Source organism: Pseudomonas sp. LBUM1658 (genome assembly GCF_059716055.1).
Map to the genome: position 1 here is coordinate 3,985,947 of NZ_CP166798.1, position 14,920 is coordinate 4,000,866.

Genomic DNA, 14,920 nt, shown 5'->3' on the forward strand with positions numbered 1-14,920 from the left:
ATACTGCCATGACTGCCACTGAACCCGCATTCACCGAAGCCTCCACTAGCCGCTTTGCACACATCAAGGAAGGCGACCTGAGCCTGCAACTGCATTACAACGATGTCGGCCCAAGCCCTGAACACCAGGCCGCCGAAACCGTGGTCATGCTTCACGGCTCCGGACCTGGCGCCAGCGGCTGGGCCAACTTCAATCGCAACATCGAACCTTTGGTGGCCGCCGGTTACCGAGTGATCCTGATGGACTGCCCGGGCTGGAGTAAAAGCGACCCGATAGTTTGCGACGGCTCGCGTTCGGACCTCAACGCACGAGCGCTCAAGGGGCTGCTCGATGTGCTGGACCTGGGCCGGGTACACATCATCGGCAACTCCATGGGCGGCCACAGTACCGTCGCCTTCGCCCTGGCAAACCCCGAGCGAATCGGCAAACTGATCCTGATGGGCGGCGGCACCGGTGGCCCAAGCGCCTTCGTGCCGCAACCCACCGAAGGCATCAAACTGATCGGCGCGCTGTACCGCGAACCGACCATTGAAAATCTGAAGAAGATGATGAACGTCTTTGTCTTCGACGCCAGCAGCATGACCGACGAATTGTTCCAGACCCGCCTGGACAACATTCTTGCGCGCCGCGATCACCTGGAAAACTTCGTCAAGAGCAGTGCCCTCAATCCCAAGCAATTCCCGGATTTCAGCCACCGCCTGCACGAAATCACCGCCCAGACGCTAATCGTCTGGGGCCGCGAAGATCGCTTCGTGCCCATGGACACCGGCCTGCGCCTGCTGGCCGGCCTGCCCCATGCGCAACTGCATGTATTCAATCGCTGCGGCCACTGGGCTCAGTGGGAACATGCCGAGACTTTCAACCGCATGGTGCTGGACTTCCTGACCCACTGATTACAGAGGCCGACATGACCCTTACTCAAGACACTCTGGTACAGCTAGCCGCTGACCTGCGCCATGCCGAAGCCCACAGCGAGGCCATCGCACCACTGCGCGAGCGGATCGGCGAAGACAACGCCGAGGCCGCTTACACCATCCAGCGGCTCAACGTCGCCCACGGCGTGGCCAACGGACGCCGCTTGGTCGGGCGCAAGATCGGCCTGACCAATCCCAAGGTCCAGGCGCAGTTGGGCGTGGACCAGCCGGACTTCGGCACGCTGTTCGCCGACATGTGCTACGGCGACAACGAAAGCGTGCCCATCACTCGCGTGCTGCAACCGAAGATCGAGGCCGAAATCGCCTTGATCCTCGAACGCGATCTGCCCAGCGCCGACAGCACGTTTGCCGACGTCATGGCGGCCACCGGCTGGGTCGTCCCGGCACTGGAAATCGTTGGCAGTCGGGTGCAGGGCTGGAACATCCGCTTCGTCGATACCGTGGCGGACAACGCCTCCAGTGGCTGCTTTGTATTGGGTGGCCCGGCTCGCCGTATCGATGGGCTCGACCTGCGCCAGGCCAGCATGCGCATGACCCGCAATGGCGAAGAGGTCTCCAGCGGCAGTGGCGCCGAATGCCTCGGCCATCCACTCAATGCGGCCGTCTGGCTGGCTTGCACCATGGCCCGCCTGGGCGATCCGCTGCGGGCGGGCGACATCATTCTTACCGGGGCACTCGGGCCGATGGTGCCGGTAGCCGCCGGTGATCGTTTCGAGGCCGAGATCGAAGGTATCGGTCGTGTCGGTGTGGACTTCGTAGAGAGTAGCGCCGAGTGATCGGCGACTTGCGTGCAAAAGAGGCAATAACAATGAACAAGCTCAAAGTCGCCATCGTCGGTTCCGGCAACATCGGCACCGACCTGATGATCAAGATCCTGCGCAACGCCAAACACCTGGAAATGGCGGTCATGGTCGGCATCGACCCGGCCTCCGATGGCTTGGCTCGCGCCCAGCGCATGGGCGTGGCTATCACCCACGAAGGGGTTGAAGGCCTGACCCGCATGGACGTGTTCAAGGACATCGACTTCGTCTTCGACGCCACCTCGGCTGGCGCCCACGTCAAGAACGATGCGTTCCTGCGCTCGATCAAACCCGGCATCCGCCTGATCGACCTGACCCCCGCGGCCATCGGTCCGTACTGCGTGCCGGTGGTCAATCTGGAGCAGAACCTCGACCAGCTCAACGTCAACATGGTCACCTGCGGTGGCCAGGCGACCATCCCGATGGTCGCAGCCGTGTCGCGCGTGGCCAAGGTGCACTACGCGGAAATCGTCGCCTCGATCGCCAGCAAATCGGCCGGTCCCGGCACTCGCGCCAACATCGACGAGTTCACCGAGACCACCTCCAAAGCCATCGAAGTGATCGGGGGCGCAGCCAAAGGCAAGGCGATCATCGTGATGAACCCGGCCGAGCCGCCGCTGATGATGCGCGACACGGTGTTTGTGTTATCCGAAGCGGCTGACCAGGCGCTGGTCGAGGCCTCCATCGTCGAGATGGCTGCCGCCGTGCAGGCCTATGTGCCGGGCTATCGCCTGAAGCAAAAAGTCCAGTTCGACGTCATCCCTGAAGACGCCCCGCTGAACATCCCCGGCCTGGGCCAATTCTCCGGCCTCAAGACTTCGGTGTTCCTCGAAGTCGAAGGTGCCGCCCATTACCTGCCGGCCTACGCCGGCAACCTCGACATCATGACCTCCGCTGCCTTGGCCACCGCCGAGCGCATGGCGCAGTCGATGCTGAACGCCTGAGGAGACCGACATGACTTTTAACCCCGGCAAAAAACTCTACATCTCCGACGTGACCCTGCGCGACGGCAGCCATGCCGTCCGTCACCAGTATTCGATCCAGAATGTGCAGGACATTGCCCGCGCCCTGGACAAGGCGAAAGTCGACTCGATCGAAGTCGCTCACGGCGATGGCCTGCAAGGCTCGAGCTTCAACTATGGCTTCGCCTCGCACACTGACCTTGAGTGGATCGAAGCGGCGGCCGATGTCATCAGTCACGCCAAGATCACCACCCTGTTGTTGCCCGGCATCGGCACGGTGCATGACCTGAAAGCGGCCTACAACGCCGGTGCCCGGGTGGTGCGCATCGCCACCCATTGCACCGAAGCGGACGTCTCGAAACAGCACATCGAGTACGCCCGCGAGCTGGGCATGGACACCGTCGGTTTCCTGATGATGAGCCATATGATTCCGGCCGAGCAGCTGGCCGCTCAGGCCAAACTGATGGAAAGCTACGGCGCCACCTGCGTCTACATGGCCGACTCCGGCGGCGCGATGAACATGCAGGATGTGCGTGAGCGCTTCCGCGCATTCAAGGCCGTGCTCAAGCCAGAAACCGAAACCGGCATGCACGCTCACCACAACCTGAGCCTGGGCGTGGCCAACTCCATTACCGCCGTCGAAGAAGGTTGCGACCGCATCGACGCCAGCCTCGCGGGCATGGGCGCCGGTGCTGGCAACGCGCCGCTGGAAGTGTTTATCGCCGCCGCCGAACGCCTGGGCTGGAACCACGGTACCGACCTCTACACGCTGATGGACGCCGCCGACGACATCGTCCGTCCGCTACAGGACCGTCCGGTGCGAGTCGATCGCGAGACCCTGGCGCTGGGTTACGCCGGGGTCTATTCGAGCTTCCTGCGCCACGCCGAAGTCGCCGCTGCCAAGTACGGCCTCAAGACTCTGGACATTCTCGTCGAACTGGGCAAACGGCGCATGGTTGGCGGTCAGGAAGACATGATCGTCGACGTCGCGCTGGACCTGCTCAAGCGTTAGCACCACACAACCTGTGGGAGCGAGCTTGCTCGCGATGAGGTCATGGCATTCAACATCACCGCTGACTGACCCACCGCAATCGCGAGCAAGCTCGCTCCCACGGGTTTCGCACCTTGACTGACATCACAACAATAAAACGGGTACTACCCATGACTTCGCTCACCCTGACAACACCGCTGCACCTGACGCGGACCATCGGTCTGTGTTTCCTCGTGGCCCTGATGGAAGGCCTTGACCTGCAGGCCTCCGGGATCTCTGCCCAAGGCATGGCGGCGGCTTTCGACCTGGATAAATTGCACATGAGCTGGGTGTTCAGTGCCGGGATTTTCGGCCTGCTGCCTGGCGCGTTCGTGGGCGGCTGGCTGGCCGACCGCATAGGTCGCAAACGCGTGCTGATGGCGTCGGTGGCGCTGTTCGGGCTGTTCTCCCTTGTCACCGCCCTGGCCTGGGATTTCAACAGCCTGCTCGTCGCCCGTTGCCTGACCGGTGTAGGACTTGGCGCAGCCCTGCCCAACCTGATTGCCCTGACCAGTGAAGTGGCCGGCCCGCGCCTGCGTGGTACAGCAGTGAGCCTGATGTATTGCGGCGTGCCGCTGGGAGCCGCACTGGCAGCAAGCATCGGCATCGCCGAGTTGGCCGGTGGCTGGCAGGTGGTGTTCTACGTCGGCGGCCTGGTGCCGCTGTTGATCGTGCCTTTGCTGGGGTTCTACCTGCCGGAGTCGCTGCAGTTTCGCAGCGCCCAGGACGTGGCACCCATCGGCGTGGTCCAGGGCCTGTTCCGCGAGGGCGCGGCCCTGCCGACCGCACTGATCTGGGTCAGCTATTTCTTTACCCTCATGGTGATCTACATCCTGATCAACTGGCTGCCCAGCTTGCTGATCGGCCAGGGTTTCAGTGGCCGCCAGGCCAGCTGGGTAATGCTCGCCCTACAGATTGGCGCAGCGGTCGGTACCCTGATGCTGGGCTGGGTGATGGACCGCCTGCCCGCTTGGGCACTGTCAGCACTGATCTATTTAGGCATCCTCGCCTCGCTGACTGCCCTGGGTCTGGCCAGCCGTCTGGAAAGCATGCTGGTGGCTGGCTTCGTCGCCGGCTTTTTCGCCACCGGTGGGCAGTGCGTGCTGTACGCCCTGGCGCCGCATTTCTATCGCCCCTCTGTGCGCGCCACGGGTGTAGGCAGCGCGGTGGCCATCGGCAGACTGGGTGCCATGAGCGGCCCCCTGGTGGCCGGCAAGATGCTCGCCCTGGGCACCGGCACCGCAGGAGTGATGCTGGTCTCGGCGCCGGGAATCGTCATCGCTGCGGTGGCCATGTTTTACCTGTCGGTGCGGCGCAACGGTTCTCAGTCTGACTGACACCCACCCGCAATACCCCGCGCCGGAACGGCGCGGGCTCACCCCAACAACAATAAAAGTGAACACTGGCATGCTCAAGACTTCTCTTCGGGCGCTCAGCGCCTGCACCTGCGTTTTATCCATTGGCCAGGTTTGCGCCGGCGGTTTTATCGATGACAGCCACGCCGATCTGGTGATGCGCAACTATTACTTCGATCGCAATTACCTGAACGCAACGCCCCAGGCCGCCGCCCGCGAGTGGGCCCAGGGTTTCATCCTCAACCTGCGCTCAGGCTATACCGAAGGGCCGGTGGGGTTCGGCCTGGACGCCCAAGGCCTGCTGGGTGTGCGTCTGGATTCCTCCCGCGCTCACACGGGTACCGGCCTGTTACCGTACAACCCCACCACCCGGGAGCCAGCCGATGAGTATTCGGAGCTGGGCCTGACGGCCAAAGTCAGGGCGTCGAAAAGCGAGCTGCAACTGGGCACCATCAGCACTTTCCTGCCGATCGCCTTCGCCAGCCCTACCCGCCTGCTGCCACAGACCTTCCGCGGCGCGTACCTCAAGTCCCAGGAACTCGAGCGCCTGACCCTGCACGTCGGCTGGCTGGATCGCATCAACCTGCGCGACTCCACCGACTACCAGAAAATGTCGGTGGGCTCGCCCAACGGGCGCTTCAATGGCGCAGCCGAGTCAGATCGCTTCCTCTTCGTCGGCGGCGACTATGCCTGGTCTCCACAACTGACCCTCAAGTACTACCACGCAGAACTCGCCGACCTGTACCGCAAGGACTACTACGGCTTTGTCGACAATCGCCCGCTGGGCCCCGGCAGCCTGAAAAGCGATTTCCGCCTGTTCGTCACTGGCGAGGACGGCGCGGCCAAGGCCGGTCCGGTGGACAACCGCAACGCGGCGCTGATGCTGACGTATGCCCTGGGGTCCCACAAGTTCGGTGCCGGCTACATGCAACTGAGCGGCAAGACAGCCATGCCGTATCTGTTCGGCACCGAGCCGCTGGTGATCACCGAAGGCACTATGAGCTCCGAGTTTCTGAACCCCAAGGAGCGCAGTTGGCAGGTGCGCTATGACTACAATTTTGCCGGCCTGGGCGTGCCGGGACTCAATGGCATGCTGCGCTACGTGAGTGGCGACAATATCGAACTGGCCAAGCTGGGAGGCTCCAACCTGACGGAGAGCGAAAAGGATATCGAGCTGTCCTACGTGCTGCAGGGCGGCACCCTTAAAGGCCTGGCCCTGCGGGCGCGCAACGCCTGGTACCGCAACGATTTCAGCGCCCGGGCCAGCCATCGGGATGACAATGAACTGCGGGTGAATGTCGATTACACGTGGAAGTTATGGTGAGGGCGGCTTTCCGTTGAACGGGTAGTTTGATCGTGTACATATCCGTTTCTGCGGTGACGGCCACCAATGGTTCCGCCCTTACGGCGGGTCACTTTGGAAGAGCCCCAAAGTAACCAAAGGGCTCTTGCCCCTTTCGTTCGGCCCTTCGCCTAGGCTCAGGGTGCCCTCGCTCGAGGGGGCGGTGCATCAAGATCAAAAGCTGCAGGCGAGCTAACGCTCGGCCTGTTGAGTGGTGAGAAGCGGGTGTACACCAATCCCCTGTAGGAGCTGCCGCAGGCTGCGATCTTTTGATCTTGCCGTTGCCGTTGCTTTGCTTCGGCTTCAGATCTGCCGCCCCTTTCCCAGAGGCCGAACGCAGGTATTGCGCAGGGGGCACCTCGGCATGGATGCCGAGCTAGCCGCGCCCGGCCATGGATGGCCGATCGCGGCGGGCCCCCGGAGCAATGCCTTCGTTACGGCATGCCGAGCCTAGGCGAGGCACCGAAAGGAGGGGCAAAGCCTTTTGGTTCCTTTTTGGCGTTTGTGTTTGAAAAAGGGACTCGCTGTAAGAGCCAGCCCTTTCAAGGTCTTTCCGTTTTTGCCGCCTTGAGCACCCGGTCCGTCGACACATGAGCGCGCGCAGCCTTGCCCTCCAGCCATTCCTTGGGTTTATCCACTTTGGGGCCGCGTTTGCTTTTAGCGACCTGTCTGGGCTGGATATTTCTGGCCAGCGCCAACAAGCGCTGAGCAAGCCCTTCTGGCAGTGTGTTGACGGGCATGTGTTCTGACGGCAAGGCAATCTGCATGCCCTCATAACCACTGCGCACTTGCACCGCCAGGTGGTAGGTCGAGGCTTCCCAACCCTCTGGCTGGGTTTCACGATGAGCCTGTTCGACGCTGCGCTTAAGGACCGACAAAACGTTGTAGGCCAGCACCGCCGAAGCGAAGCCCAGCAAGGCGGCCCTGGGGTTGCCAAGGCTTTCGATTTCACTCTCCAGTACCGATTCCAGGCGCTGGAACATCCCCTCGATACTCCAGCGACGACGGTATAAGTCAGCGATCTGTTGAGCCGTGATGGTCTCGGGCAAGTTGCTCCAGAACAAGAGCGTGGAGTCGCCCGACTCGGTGGGCGTTTGCAGGCTCAACTCGATTCGCCGCCAGCAGCGTCCGCCGTTCACTCGGAACACTGCTATTAGGTAGAACAGCGGCTATTGCAGAGGTGGCCACGGGTACGGTATCCATCGGCGCTACGAATGGTACGCGTTTGGTCACGCCGGCTGTGGCCACGGGTGCCTTGATGGGCTTGGTGGCCTTGCTCTGGCCGTCGAGTCTTGGTGACAGCAGCCTGTACACCGATGAACAGCTTCAGTCGCTCAAGGAAGGCCGTACCCGTGTTCGGTTGCAGGTCGAGCAACAAGCCGACGGCACCTTGAAGGGCTACGGGTACAACACGCAGAAACGCAGCGATTGGGAAATGATTCCAGTCGTGCAGTTCAAGGCACAAGGCCCTCAGCAAGTGGCCGATTTCGGTGACGGGGTAACCTTGATCTGGACACCAGCGGTTGACCCGTCCAGTACCTCAGGGATTCCCCCATTAGAAAGCGCACCACAAGCCCCACAAATCTGAATTTATCCGCCGACCGAGCAAGCGGATAACGTCATCGTCAACCCGATCTATCCACCTGATTACATCCTCGTTTTCCCGGCTGACTCGGGCATCAAACCGCTGTACATCGTATTAAGCGCGCCGGGATCTGGCTATCATCCTAAACCTGACTTCTTGCCCGCATTTTCAGATGCCAAATGGGCCAAGTCGAAAACGTCAGTTCAAGGCGGAGGTGGTTTACGTCCACGGTGAAAGAGCAGGGACGGCACGATTTACGATTGGGATTTTCAGCATGGTGCGGTTGAGAAATACAACAAGCGCGGCAAGCACCTCGGCGAGTTCGACCACGAAACTGGCAATCAAAACAAACCTGCAGATCCAACAAGGAAAGTAGAGCCATGAAACATGTGATTATGGGAGTTCCTCAAGGTGAGGATTTCGCTTCCTTTGAAAAGGAAATTCCGGTTTCTGTCGCAGATTTGAAGCCGATAATGGGCTGGGTAAAGGATGAAGATTGTGTGTACGACTATCGGCTTACTGCGGAGCAAATTAGCGCTATAGAACAGCTTTGCTCGCTGGAGCTGCCCAAGGATTTGGAGCTTTTTCTTACGTGTAACGCCTGACTTGTCATACCTCGACCTGCCTGAACCTGGAGCATAAGTACATCGTCCGTCACCTGTTCCAGGCAAGCTCACCGGTCGCTGCTATATCTGCGACTACAATTCTGGCGGGCATGATCCGTATGAGTATTTGAAGGACGTGCTGGAAAGGTTGCCGACACAGAAGATAAGCGCGATTGCCTAGCTACTGCCACATAACCGGGAACCGCTCAGCAAGGTGTGATGGCTGGCCGCTTACATTGAGAAACCAATCATGTACTTACGCATAACTGGCTTTTTTCCAGAGCCGGATGAAGATGACTCATTGCAATACAAACAAGTCATACAGAAGGACTTAGAGCCATCGGTATTAGAAATAATGGGCTGGTCTTCTCTTGAGGATGGTTTAGGTGGCGAGTCAGAGCTAACGGCAGAGCAAGCAAAGCTTATCGTTGGAGTGCTTGGTGCGTCTGCGATAGAAGGGCTGACGCTGTTCATTGGTAGCCACTCATAGATTCGGCATGCCTCGACCTGCCCGAAGGGCATTAGGCGCCACGCACACCGAATGCCAGGCACTGGGCGAGCAAAACAAACCAGCAGATCCAACAAGGAAAATAGAGCCATGAAACATGTGATTATGGGACTTCCTCAAGGTGAGGATTTCGCGGGCAAGTCCGCTCCCGTATTGGATCTGGGTTACATCAGGGGTTGACGGGAAAGGCTCAGCACATTTTGCGTGCGAGCTCGTCTCGATATGCCTATTGATTGGACACTCGGTGTAATATCCAGTAACCCGAAAGCAGGGTTAACAATCATAAAAACGAGATGATGTTGCCCATCTCGGCAGCTTGCCGAGGGCGCGTCACTTATGCAGTCGAGGAGCGGTAATGATGGCGAAACTCCAGGCGGCGAACCCCGCTGCGGGACGTTCGGCTAATGAACATCGGCCAGTGAAAGTCGTGGGTTTTCTGGTCATACCAAACTTCACCACTATCGGCTTCGCCTCTGCCGTGGAAACCTTGCGCATGGCCAATATGGCGGCGCGCCAACCGATGTTCCGCACGGTTATCATCGCCGCCAACATGGAGCCGGTCACGGCCAGCAACGGCATGCGCATCCTGCCCGACTACTCCATCGCCGATGCACCAAAACTGGATATTTTGTTCGTTGTCGGATCAAACCCGATCGTCTCCAATCACAGCAGCCGACCGTTACTCAATTGGCTACGTAAGCTGGCCCATGATCGGGTGACACTGGGCGGGATTTGCACCGGTAGCCACTTGTTGGCTCGCGCTGATTTGCTCAAGGGTTATCGCTGCACGATTCACTGGGAAGACATCGAAGCATTGAAGGAGCGTTTTCCAGGGATCATCATTTCCAACCAGTTGTTCGAGCTGGATCGGGATCGCTATACCTGCTCCGGTGGCGTGGCATCCATGGACATGACGCTGCAATTGATTGCCCGCGAACCAGGTGGTCGGGACATCGCGGCCCATGCGGCCGAGTTGCTACTGTGTGATCGGGTACGTGGCGGGCAGGAGCAACAGCGTGTGCCATTGCGGCAAAAACTGGGCACGTCCCAGCCCAAGCTCAGTCAGATGGTGGCGATCATGGAAGCCAATCTCGAGGAGCCGGTGGGCCTTGAGGAACTTGCGCGGTTGAACGAAGTGTCGGTGCGGCAACTGGAACGCTTGTTTCACAAACACCTGCAACGCACGCCGAGTCAGTACTACCTGGAATTGCGCCTTTCGCGGGCGCGGCAATTGCTGCTGCGCAGCGAGTCGCAGGTACGCGATATCGCCCTCGCCTGCGGCTTTGTTTCACCTGCGCATTTCTCCAAATGCTACAGCCGCTTCTTCGGTGTATCGCCCATCGGTGAACGCAAACAAGTGGCTGCCGTGCATTAATGTGTAGGAGCTTGCTCAGGATGGCGGACTGACATTCAACATTGATGCCGGCTGAAATGGCCTCATCGCGAGCAAGCTCGCTCCCACAGTGGATCTTCAGTGGACACGCAATCTGTGTTCATACAGATCAAATGTGGGAGCCGAGCTTGCTCGCGATGGCGTCAGTGAGATCGTCATCGCAGGCAAGCCGTGCTCCTACAGTTGTTCAGTCCTGCAAGGCTTTATGCGCGGTTTCCCGGCTCGCCAGCATGGCAATCAACGCCACCGCAGCTGCCGCCAGCAGATACCAGGCTGGAGCCATTTTGTTGCCGGTCAGTTGAATCAGCCAGGTCGCGATAAACGGCGCGGTGCCGCCGAACACCGCATTGGCGATATTGAAGCTGAAGGCAAAGCCACTGAAGCGTACGCGGGTCGGGAATATCTCGGCGAGGAAGCACGGCAAGGTGCCGTCGTTCATCGCCAGGATCGCGCCGAAGGCAATCTGGATCATCAGAATCACGATCAGCGGCTGATTCTCCAACATGCCGAACAGCGGCAATGTCAGCGCCAGGAACAGTACCGACGCGGTCAGCAACATGGTCTTGCGGCCGAACCGGTCCGACAGCTTGCCCATCAGAAAAATCAGCCCGATATAGGTCGCCAGCGACACCGTCGAAGCCAGGAACGAATCGCTCTCGCTCATGCCCATTTCGGTGGACAGGTAGGTCGGCATGTAGCTGAGCAACAGGTAGAACGCCACTGCATTCAGGCAGGTCACGCCGATCCCGATCATCACGCTGCGCCGGTGTACGGTCAGCAATTCGCGAACTGGAGCGTGGCTCGCGCATTCCTTGGCTTCGAGGCGTTTTTCCATCTCCAGGAACTTGGGCGTGTCTTGCAAACTCATGCGGATATAGCGCCCGACCAGACCGAAGGGTGCCGCCAGCAGAAAGGGCAAGCGCCAACCCCAACTATGCAGATCCTCGACGCTCATCCATGAATGAAGGCCGGCGACGAACACCGCGCCGAACAGCAACCCTGCAGCCGTACTCGCCGGGACGATGCTGGTGTACAAACCGCGTTTACCCTCAGGCGCATACTCGGCCAGGAAAGCCGATGCTCCGGCATATTCGCCGGAAGCGGAAAAGCCCTGGAACAAGCGGATCAGCAACAACAAGGCCGGCGCCCACAGGCCAATATGATTGTAAGTCGGCAAAATGCCGATGCAGAAAGTCGATATCGACATGATCAGAATCGACAAGGACAACGCGCTGCGCCGCCCGTATTTGTCACCGAAATGCCCCCAGACCAGACCACCCAGCGGACGGACGATAAACGACAGCGCGAACACCGCGAAGGTCGCCAGCAGGCCGGTCGCCTTGTCGGTCTGTGGAAAAAACGTCAGCGCGATAACCGTTGCCAGATAACCGTAGGCCGCATAGTCGAACCACTCGACGAAGTTGCCCATGAAACTGGCACTGGCGGCACGGCGCAACGCCTTGCGCTCGGACGTCTGTTCAAGCTGCTGTTCCAGGGTCGGGGTCAGACTTGCGCTTTGGGTGCTCATTGGGCACCTCCTAAGGTAGAGGTGCTGTTATCAGGATGAGGAAACAATGCTTTATCGCTGCCGGAAGCAGGAGTGAGGTGAGACTGCTGCGGACCAGTGGCCGGAGTCGAGATGTGTGACATGACAAATACCCTCTATTGTTTTACTTGGCAGGGTTAAGGGTCAGTAGATGCTGCGCGTTCTCGGCACGCATGCGTTGGTTTTTTTATCGGTTGAACTCAGCCGCCGGAACGGTTTTTTCTACATCTTTGCCACTCACCAAAGAGAAACGCCGCACAGGTTCACTGTGCGGCGTGCGGGCTTACTTTTTGATGATGTTGTGTTCCGGGCCATACGGGAATTTGGTGATGTTTTCCCCGCCTTGTTCGTTGACAATCAGGATGTCGTGTTCACGATAACCGCCAGCACCCGGAAGGCCTTCAGGCAGCATGATCATCGGTTCAATGGAAACCACCATGCCCGGCTCCAGTACGGTGTCGATGTCTTCGCGCAGTTCCAGGCCGGCTTCACGACCGTAGTAATGGCTCAGCGTGCCGAAGGAGTGACCGTAACCGAAGGTGCGGTACTGCAGCAGATCGTGCTCGAGGAAGATCTCGTTCAGTTGCAGGGCGATGTCGCAGCAGCGCATGCCCGGCTTGATCAGCTTCAGCCCGGCCTCGTGCACTTTGACGTTAACTTCCCACAGCCGCAGGTGCTCGTCGGAACAGTGGTCGAGGAACAAGGTGCGTTCCAGCGCGGTGTAGTAGCCGGCGATCATCGGGAAGCAATTGAGGCTAAGGATGTCGCCCTTGTTGACCTTGCGGCTGGTCACCGGGTTGTGGGCACCGTCGGTGTTGATGCCCGACTGGAACCAGGTCCAGGTGTCCATCAGTTCTGAGTCCGGGAAGGTACGGGCAATTTCGCGCACCATCGCCTGGGTGGCGTGCAGGGCCACTTCATATTCCGGAACCTGATCACGCAAGGCTTCCACGATGGCAGCACCACCGATGTCAGCCACCCGGGCGCCATGACGAATGATCGCGTGTTCTTCGGCGGACTTGATCATGCGCATACGCATGCAGGGTGCGCCGATGTCCACCAGTTCGGCCTGCGGATAACGACTGGCAAGCTTGTCGCGGTTGAGCAAATTCAGATGGTCGAACTCAATGCCAATACGCCCGGCCTTGGGCAAGGCTTGTTGGATCGCGACGAAATAGTTGTCACGCTGCCAGTCGGTGTAAACGATGTTTTCAGTGCCCATGGTGCGGCGCCAAGGCTGACCGCCATCGATGTTGGCGCTGATGGTCACGGCGCTGTCCTGGGTCACGACCAACGCGTACTGACGACCGAAGGAGCAATACAGAAAATCGCTGTAGTAGTTGATGTTGTGATAGGACGTGAAGACTGCCGCGTCGATATTGTTCTGCGCCAGGTACGCCCGTAATTTGGCTTGGCGATTAGCATATTCCTGAGCCGAGAACGTAGGTGTCACTTTTTCGCCGTTCTTGATCTGGATGGTTTTCGGCATTTGCATGTCATTTATCCTTGTCAGTGATTGAGCAACAGGTGGCGCCACTCTGGCGGGCCGCTGAAGATCATTCGAACAGATGCAAAGTGAGTTTTTTTGTGCGTATCCGACCTGTAATTGGTCAGATCCGCTCTTTGCCTGGACTGGCTGCAAGGACCATCCGACAGAAACGCCAATGCCCCCGGCAAGCGTGATGAAGCCGCTTGGCGGGGGCATTGGGTGAGGTCTCAGTTGGTCAGATGTGAGAGTGGGCTTGCTCCGCGATAGCGGTCTGACATTCAACCTATAAGTCGACTGTCAGGGCCTCATCGCGAGCAAGCCCGCTCCCACATTGGATCTGGGTACATCCGCAAAAGCCAGGCCGGCGGTCAGGCCGCCATCGCGAGCCCGCTCCCATCCTGGATTTCATTGGATCTTAAGCAGTGCTCAGTTGTTCACGCGGGTGCGCGCCGAAGTACTGGCGATAACAACGAAAAAAATGCTGCAGCGAAACAAATCCGCACTGGTGAGCGATATCCGTCATGGGCTGTTTGCCGGTCTGCAACAGCTGACGTGCCTGTTGCAGGCGCAAGTCCAGATAGTGCCGTGATGGCGAACACCCCAGATTGCGTTTGAACAGCCGTTCCAGGTGCCGGCGGGAAATGCCCATGGCCTCGGCCAGTTCGTCGATGCCGAGCATCCTGCTCAGATGTTCATTCATCAATGCCAGCGCCGCTTGCAGCTTGGGATGGGCGCTGTGCATCGGCTGCAGCGGCCGGGCCTGGCGGGCAGCGTATTTTTCCATCTGCATCACCAGCGCGCGACCATGGGTCTGCGCCAGCAGTTCATGGATCAACCCCTGAACGGCTTGCGGGCCGACGCAGGTCAACCGTTGACGATCGACGCAGAACGGCGCGGCCACCGGCGTCAAATCATTGAATACGCCCCGCTGCGCCAATGGATCGGGTTCCGGCAGGCTGCAGCGGTAACCATCCAGCGCGCCTATCTGCGCCAGTAGCCAACCGGCCTTGCCCAACGCGCCCAGCCCAATCGGCTGCATGGCCCAGTGCTGCAACTGCTGGCGAAGGTCTGGATTATCCGTTCGAGTGTGCAGGTTCTCGCCACCACAGAGGATCAACACATCCAGTGGTTGTGCCTGATCCAGCCGTGTGGTGTCGGTAGCAATGCCGTTACTGGCGCTCAGTTGCTGGCCTTCCAGGCTGAGAATCTGCCACTGGCAGACGCTGCGCCCAGCCACCTGATTAGCCAGACGCAAGGGCTCCAGCGCATTGGCCAAGGCATACAAATCGAAGGCGTGCGTCAACCAGAAACCAATACGCAGTGCCGCCAGTGGTTGCCGGGAGGATTCAGTCGATTGCAGCATGTCCAGC

The 14,920-nt window shown here is 59.5% G+C and carries 13 protein-coding genes and 2 pseudogenes; 11 read left to right on the forward strand and 4 right to left on the reverse strand.

What is annotated here, in order from left to right; genetic code table 11:
- The first annotated feature begins 8 nt into the window (after nt 1-8).
- From ACA064_RS18105 to ACA064_RS18130, 6 genes are all read left to right on the forward strand, one after another.
- A complete protein-coding gene (locus tag ACA064_RS18105) occupies nt 9-893 on the forward strand; it encodes an alpha/beta fold hydrolase (RefSeq protein ID WP_497669360.1) in 885 nt (294 codons plus the stop codon).
- Nucleotides 894-907: 14 nt separating this feature from the next.
- On the forward strand, nt 908-1,711 hold the full coding sequence (gene mhpD, locus ACA064_RS18110) for a 2-keto-4-pentenoate hydratase (protein WP_497669361.1): 804 nt from the start codon (nt 908-910) through the stop codon (nt 1,709-1,711).
- Nucleotides 1,712-1,743: 32 nt separating this feature from the next.
- On the forward strand, nt 1,744-2,679 hold the full coding sequence (locus tag ACA064_RS18115) for an acetaldehyde dehydrogenase (acetylating) (protein ID WP_497669362.1): 936 nt from the start codon (nt 1,744-1,746) through the stop codon (nt 2,677-2,679).
- Nucleotides 2,680-2,689: 10 nt separating this feature from the next.
- Nucleotides 2,690-3,709: a 4-hydroxy-2-oxovalerate aldolase gene (dmpG, locus tag ACA064_RS18120; RefSeq protein ID WP_497669363.1), complete on the forward strand. Its 1,020-nt coding sequence runs from the start codon at nt 2,690-2,692 to the stop codon at nt 3,707-3,709.
- Nucleotides 3,710-3,858: 149 nt separating this feature from the next.
- Nucleotides 3,859-5,064, forward strand: coding sequence for a 3-(3-hydroxy-phenyl)propionate transporter MhpT (gene mhpT, locus ACA064_RS18125; protein WP_497669364.1), 1,206 nt, complete (start codon nt 3,859-3,861; stop codon nt 5,062-5,064).
- A 70-nt stretch (nt 5,065-5,134) separates the two neighbouring features.
- Complete coding sequence (locus ACA064_RS18130) at nt 5,135-6,406, forward strand: OprD family porin (RefSeq protein WP_497669365.1); 1,272 nt, start codon at nt 5,135-5,137, stop codon at nt 6,404-6,406.
- Nucleotides 6,407-6,966: 560 nt separating this feature from the next.
- On the opposite strand, the pseudogene ACA064_RS18135 reads toward ACA064_RS18130, so the two are convergent.
- Nucleotides 6,967-7,563, reverse strand: a pseudogene (locus tag ACA064_RS18135) (transposase); the annotation flags it as partial.
- Between the two features lie 98 nt (nt 7,564-7,661).
- Between ACA064_RS18135 and ACA064_RS18140 the strand changes: the two are divergent.
- From ACA064_RS18140 to cahR, 5 genes and pseudogenes are all read left to right on the forward strand, one after another.
- Nucleotides 7,662-8,393: pseudogene (locus tag ACA064_RS18140) on the forward strand (colicin E3/pyocin S6 family cytotoxin); the annotation flags it as partial.
- Nucleotides 8,390-8,614, forward strand: a complete 225-nt coding sequence (locus tag ACA064_RS18145) for a DUF7683 domain-containing protein (protein WP_497669366.1) — start codon at nt 8,390-8,392, stop codon at nt 8,612-8,614. The pseudogene ACA064_RS18140 and the gene ACA064_RS18145, both read left to right, overlap by 4 nt.
- 85 nt (nt 8,615-8,699) lie before the next feature.
- Complete coding sequence (locus tag ACA064_RS18150) at nt 8,700-8,795, forward strand: transposase domain-containing protein (RefSeq protein ID WP_497674273.1); 96 nt, start codon at nt 8,700-8,702, stop codon at nt 8,793-8,795.
- Between the two features lie 69 nt (nt 8,796-8,864).
- Nucleotides 8,865-9,104 carry a pyocin S6 family toxin immunity protein gene (locus ACA064_RS18155; RefSeq protein ID WP_497669367.1) on the forward strand — a complete coding sequence of 80 codons (240 nt, stop codon included), beginning with the start codon at nt 8,865-8,867 and terminating at the stop codon, nt 9,102-9,104.
- A 376-nt stretch (nt 9,105-9,480) separates the two neighbouring features.
- Nucleotides 9,481-10,497 (forward strand): transcriptional regulator CahA, encoded by a 1,017-nt coding sequence (cahR, locus tag ACA064_RS18160; RefSeq protein ID WP_497674274.1) that lies wholly within the window; start codon nt 9,481-9,483, stop codon nt 10,495-10,497.
- 205 nt (nt 10,498-10,702) lie between these two features.
- Here cahR and ACA064_RS18165 read toward each other — a convergent pair whose 3' ends face one another.
- The 3 genes from ACA064_RS18165 to ACA064_RS18175 all read right to left on the reverse strand — a co-directional run bounded on the left by ACA064_RS18165 (nt 10,703) and on the right by ACA064_RS18175 (nt 14,913).
- Entirely contained in the window at nt 10,703-12,043 is a 1,341-nt protein-coding gene (locus ACA064_RS18165) for an MFS transporter (protein WP_497669368.1), read from the reverse strand.
- A gap of 301 nt (nt 12,044-12,344) precedes the next feature.
- Nucleotides 12,345-13,556, reverse strand: a complete 1,212-nt coding sequence (gene creA, locus ACA064_RS18170; RefSeq protein ID WP_497669369.1) for a creatinase — start codon at nt 13,554-13,556, stop codon at nt 12,345-12,347.
- A 409-nt stretch (nt 13,557-13,965) separates the two neighbouring features.
- Nucleotides 13,966-14,913 (reverse strand): GlxA family transcriptional regulator, encoded by a 948-nt coding sequence (locus ACA064_RS18175; protein ID WP_497669370.1) that lies wholly within the window; start codon nt 14,911-14,913, stop codon nt 13,966-13,968.
- Between the last annotated feature and the right edge of the window lie 7 nt (nt 14,914-14,920).

Excerpts from the sequence above, each read along its gene's own strand:
- ACA064_RS18130 (WP_497669365.1), top strand. The coding sequence starts at position 5,135 with ATGCTCAAGACTTCTCTTCGGGCGCTCAGCGCCTGCACCTGCGTTTTA.
- cahR (WP_497674274.1), top strand. The coding sequence starts at position 9,481 with ATGGCGAAACTCCAGGCGGCGAACCCCGCTGCGGGACGTTCGGCTAAT.
- ACA064_RS18115 (WP_497669362.1), top strand. The coding sequence starts at position 1,744 with ATGAACAAGCTCAAAGTCGCCATCGTCGGTTCCGGCAACATCGGCACC.
- ACA064_RS18175 (WP_497669370.1), bottom strand. The coding sequence starts at position 14,913 with ATGCTGCAATCGACTGAATCCTCCCGGCAACCACTGGCGGCACTGCGT.
- dmpG (WP_497669363.1), top strand. The coding sequence starts at position 2,690 with ATGACTTTTAACCCCGGCAAAAAACTCTACATCTCCGACGTGACCCTG.
- ACA064_RS18155 (WP_497669367.1), top strand. The coding sequence starts at position 8,865 with ATGTACTTACGCATAACTGGCTTTTTTCCAGAGCCGGATGAAGATGAC.
- mhpT (WP_497669364.1), top strand. The coding sequence starts at position 3,859 with ATGACTTCGCTCACCCTGACAACACCGCTGCACCTGACGCGGACCATC.
- ACA064_RS18145 (WP_497669366.1), top strand. The coding sequence starts at position 8,390 with ATGAAACATGTGATTATGGGAGTTCCTCAAGGTGAGGATTTCGCTTCC.
- ACA064_RS18105 (WP_497669360.1), top strand. The coding sequence starts at position 9 with ATGACTGCCACTGAACCCGCATTCACCGAAGCCTCCACTAGCCGCTTT.
- ACA064_RS18165 (WP_497669368.1), bottom strand. The coding sequence starts at position 12,043 with ATGAGCACCCAAAGCGCAAGTCTGACCCCGACCCTGGAACAGCAGCTT.
- creA (WP_497669369.1), bottom strand. The coding sequence starts at position 13,556 with ATGCAAATGCCGAAAACCATCCAGATCAAGAACGGCGAAAAAGTGACA.
- mhpD (WP_497669361.1), top strand. The coding sequence starts at position 908 with ATGACCCTTACTCAAGACACTCTGGTACAGCTAGCCGCTGACCTGCGC.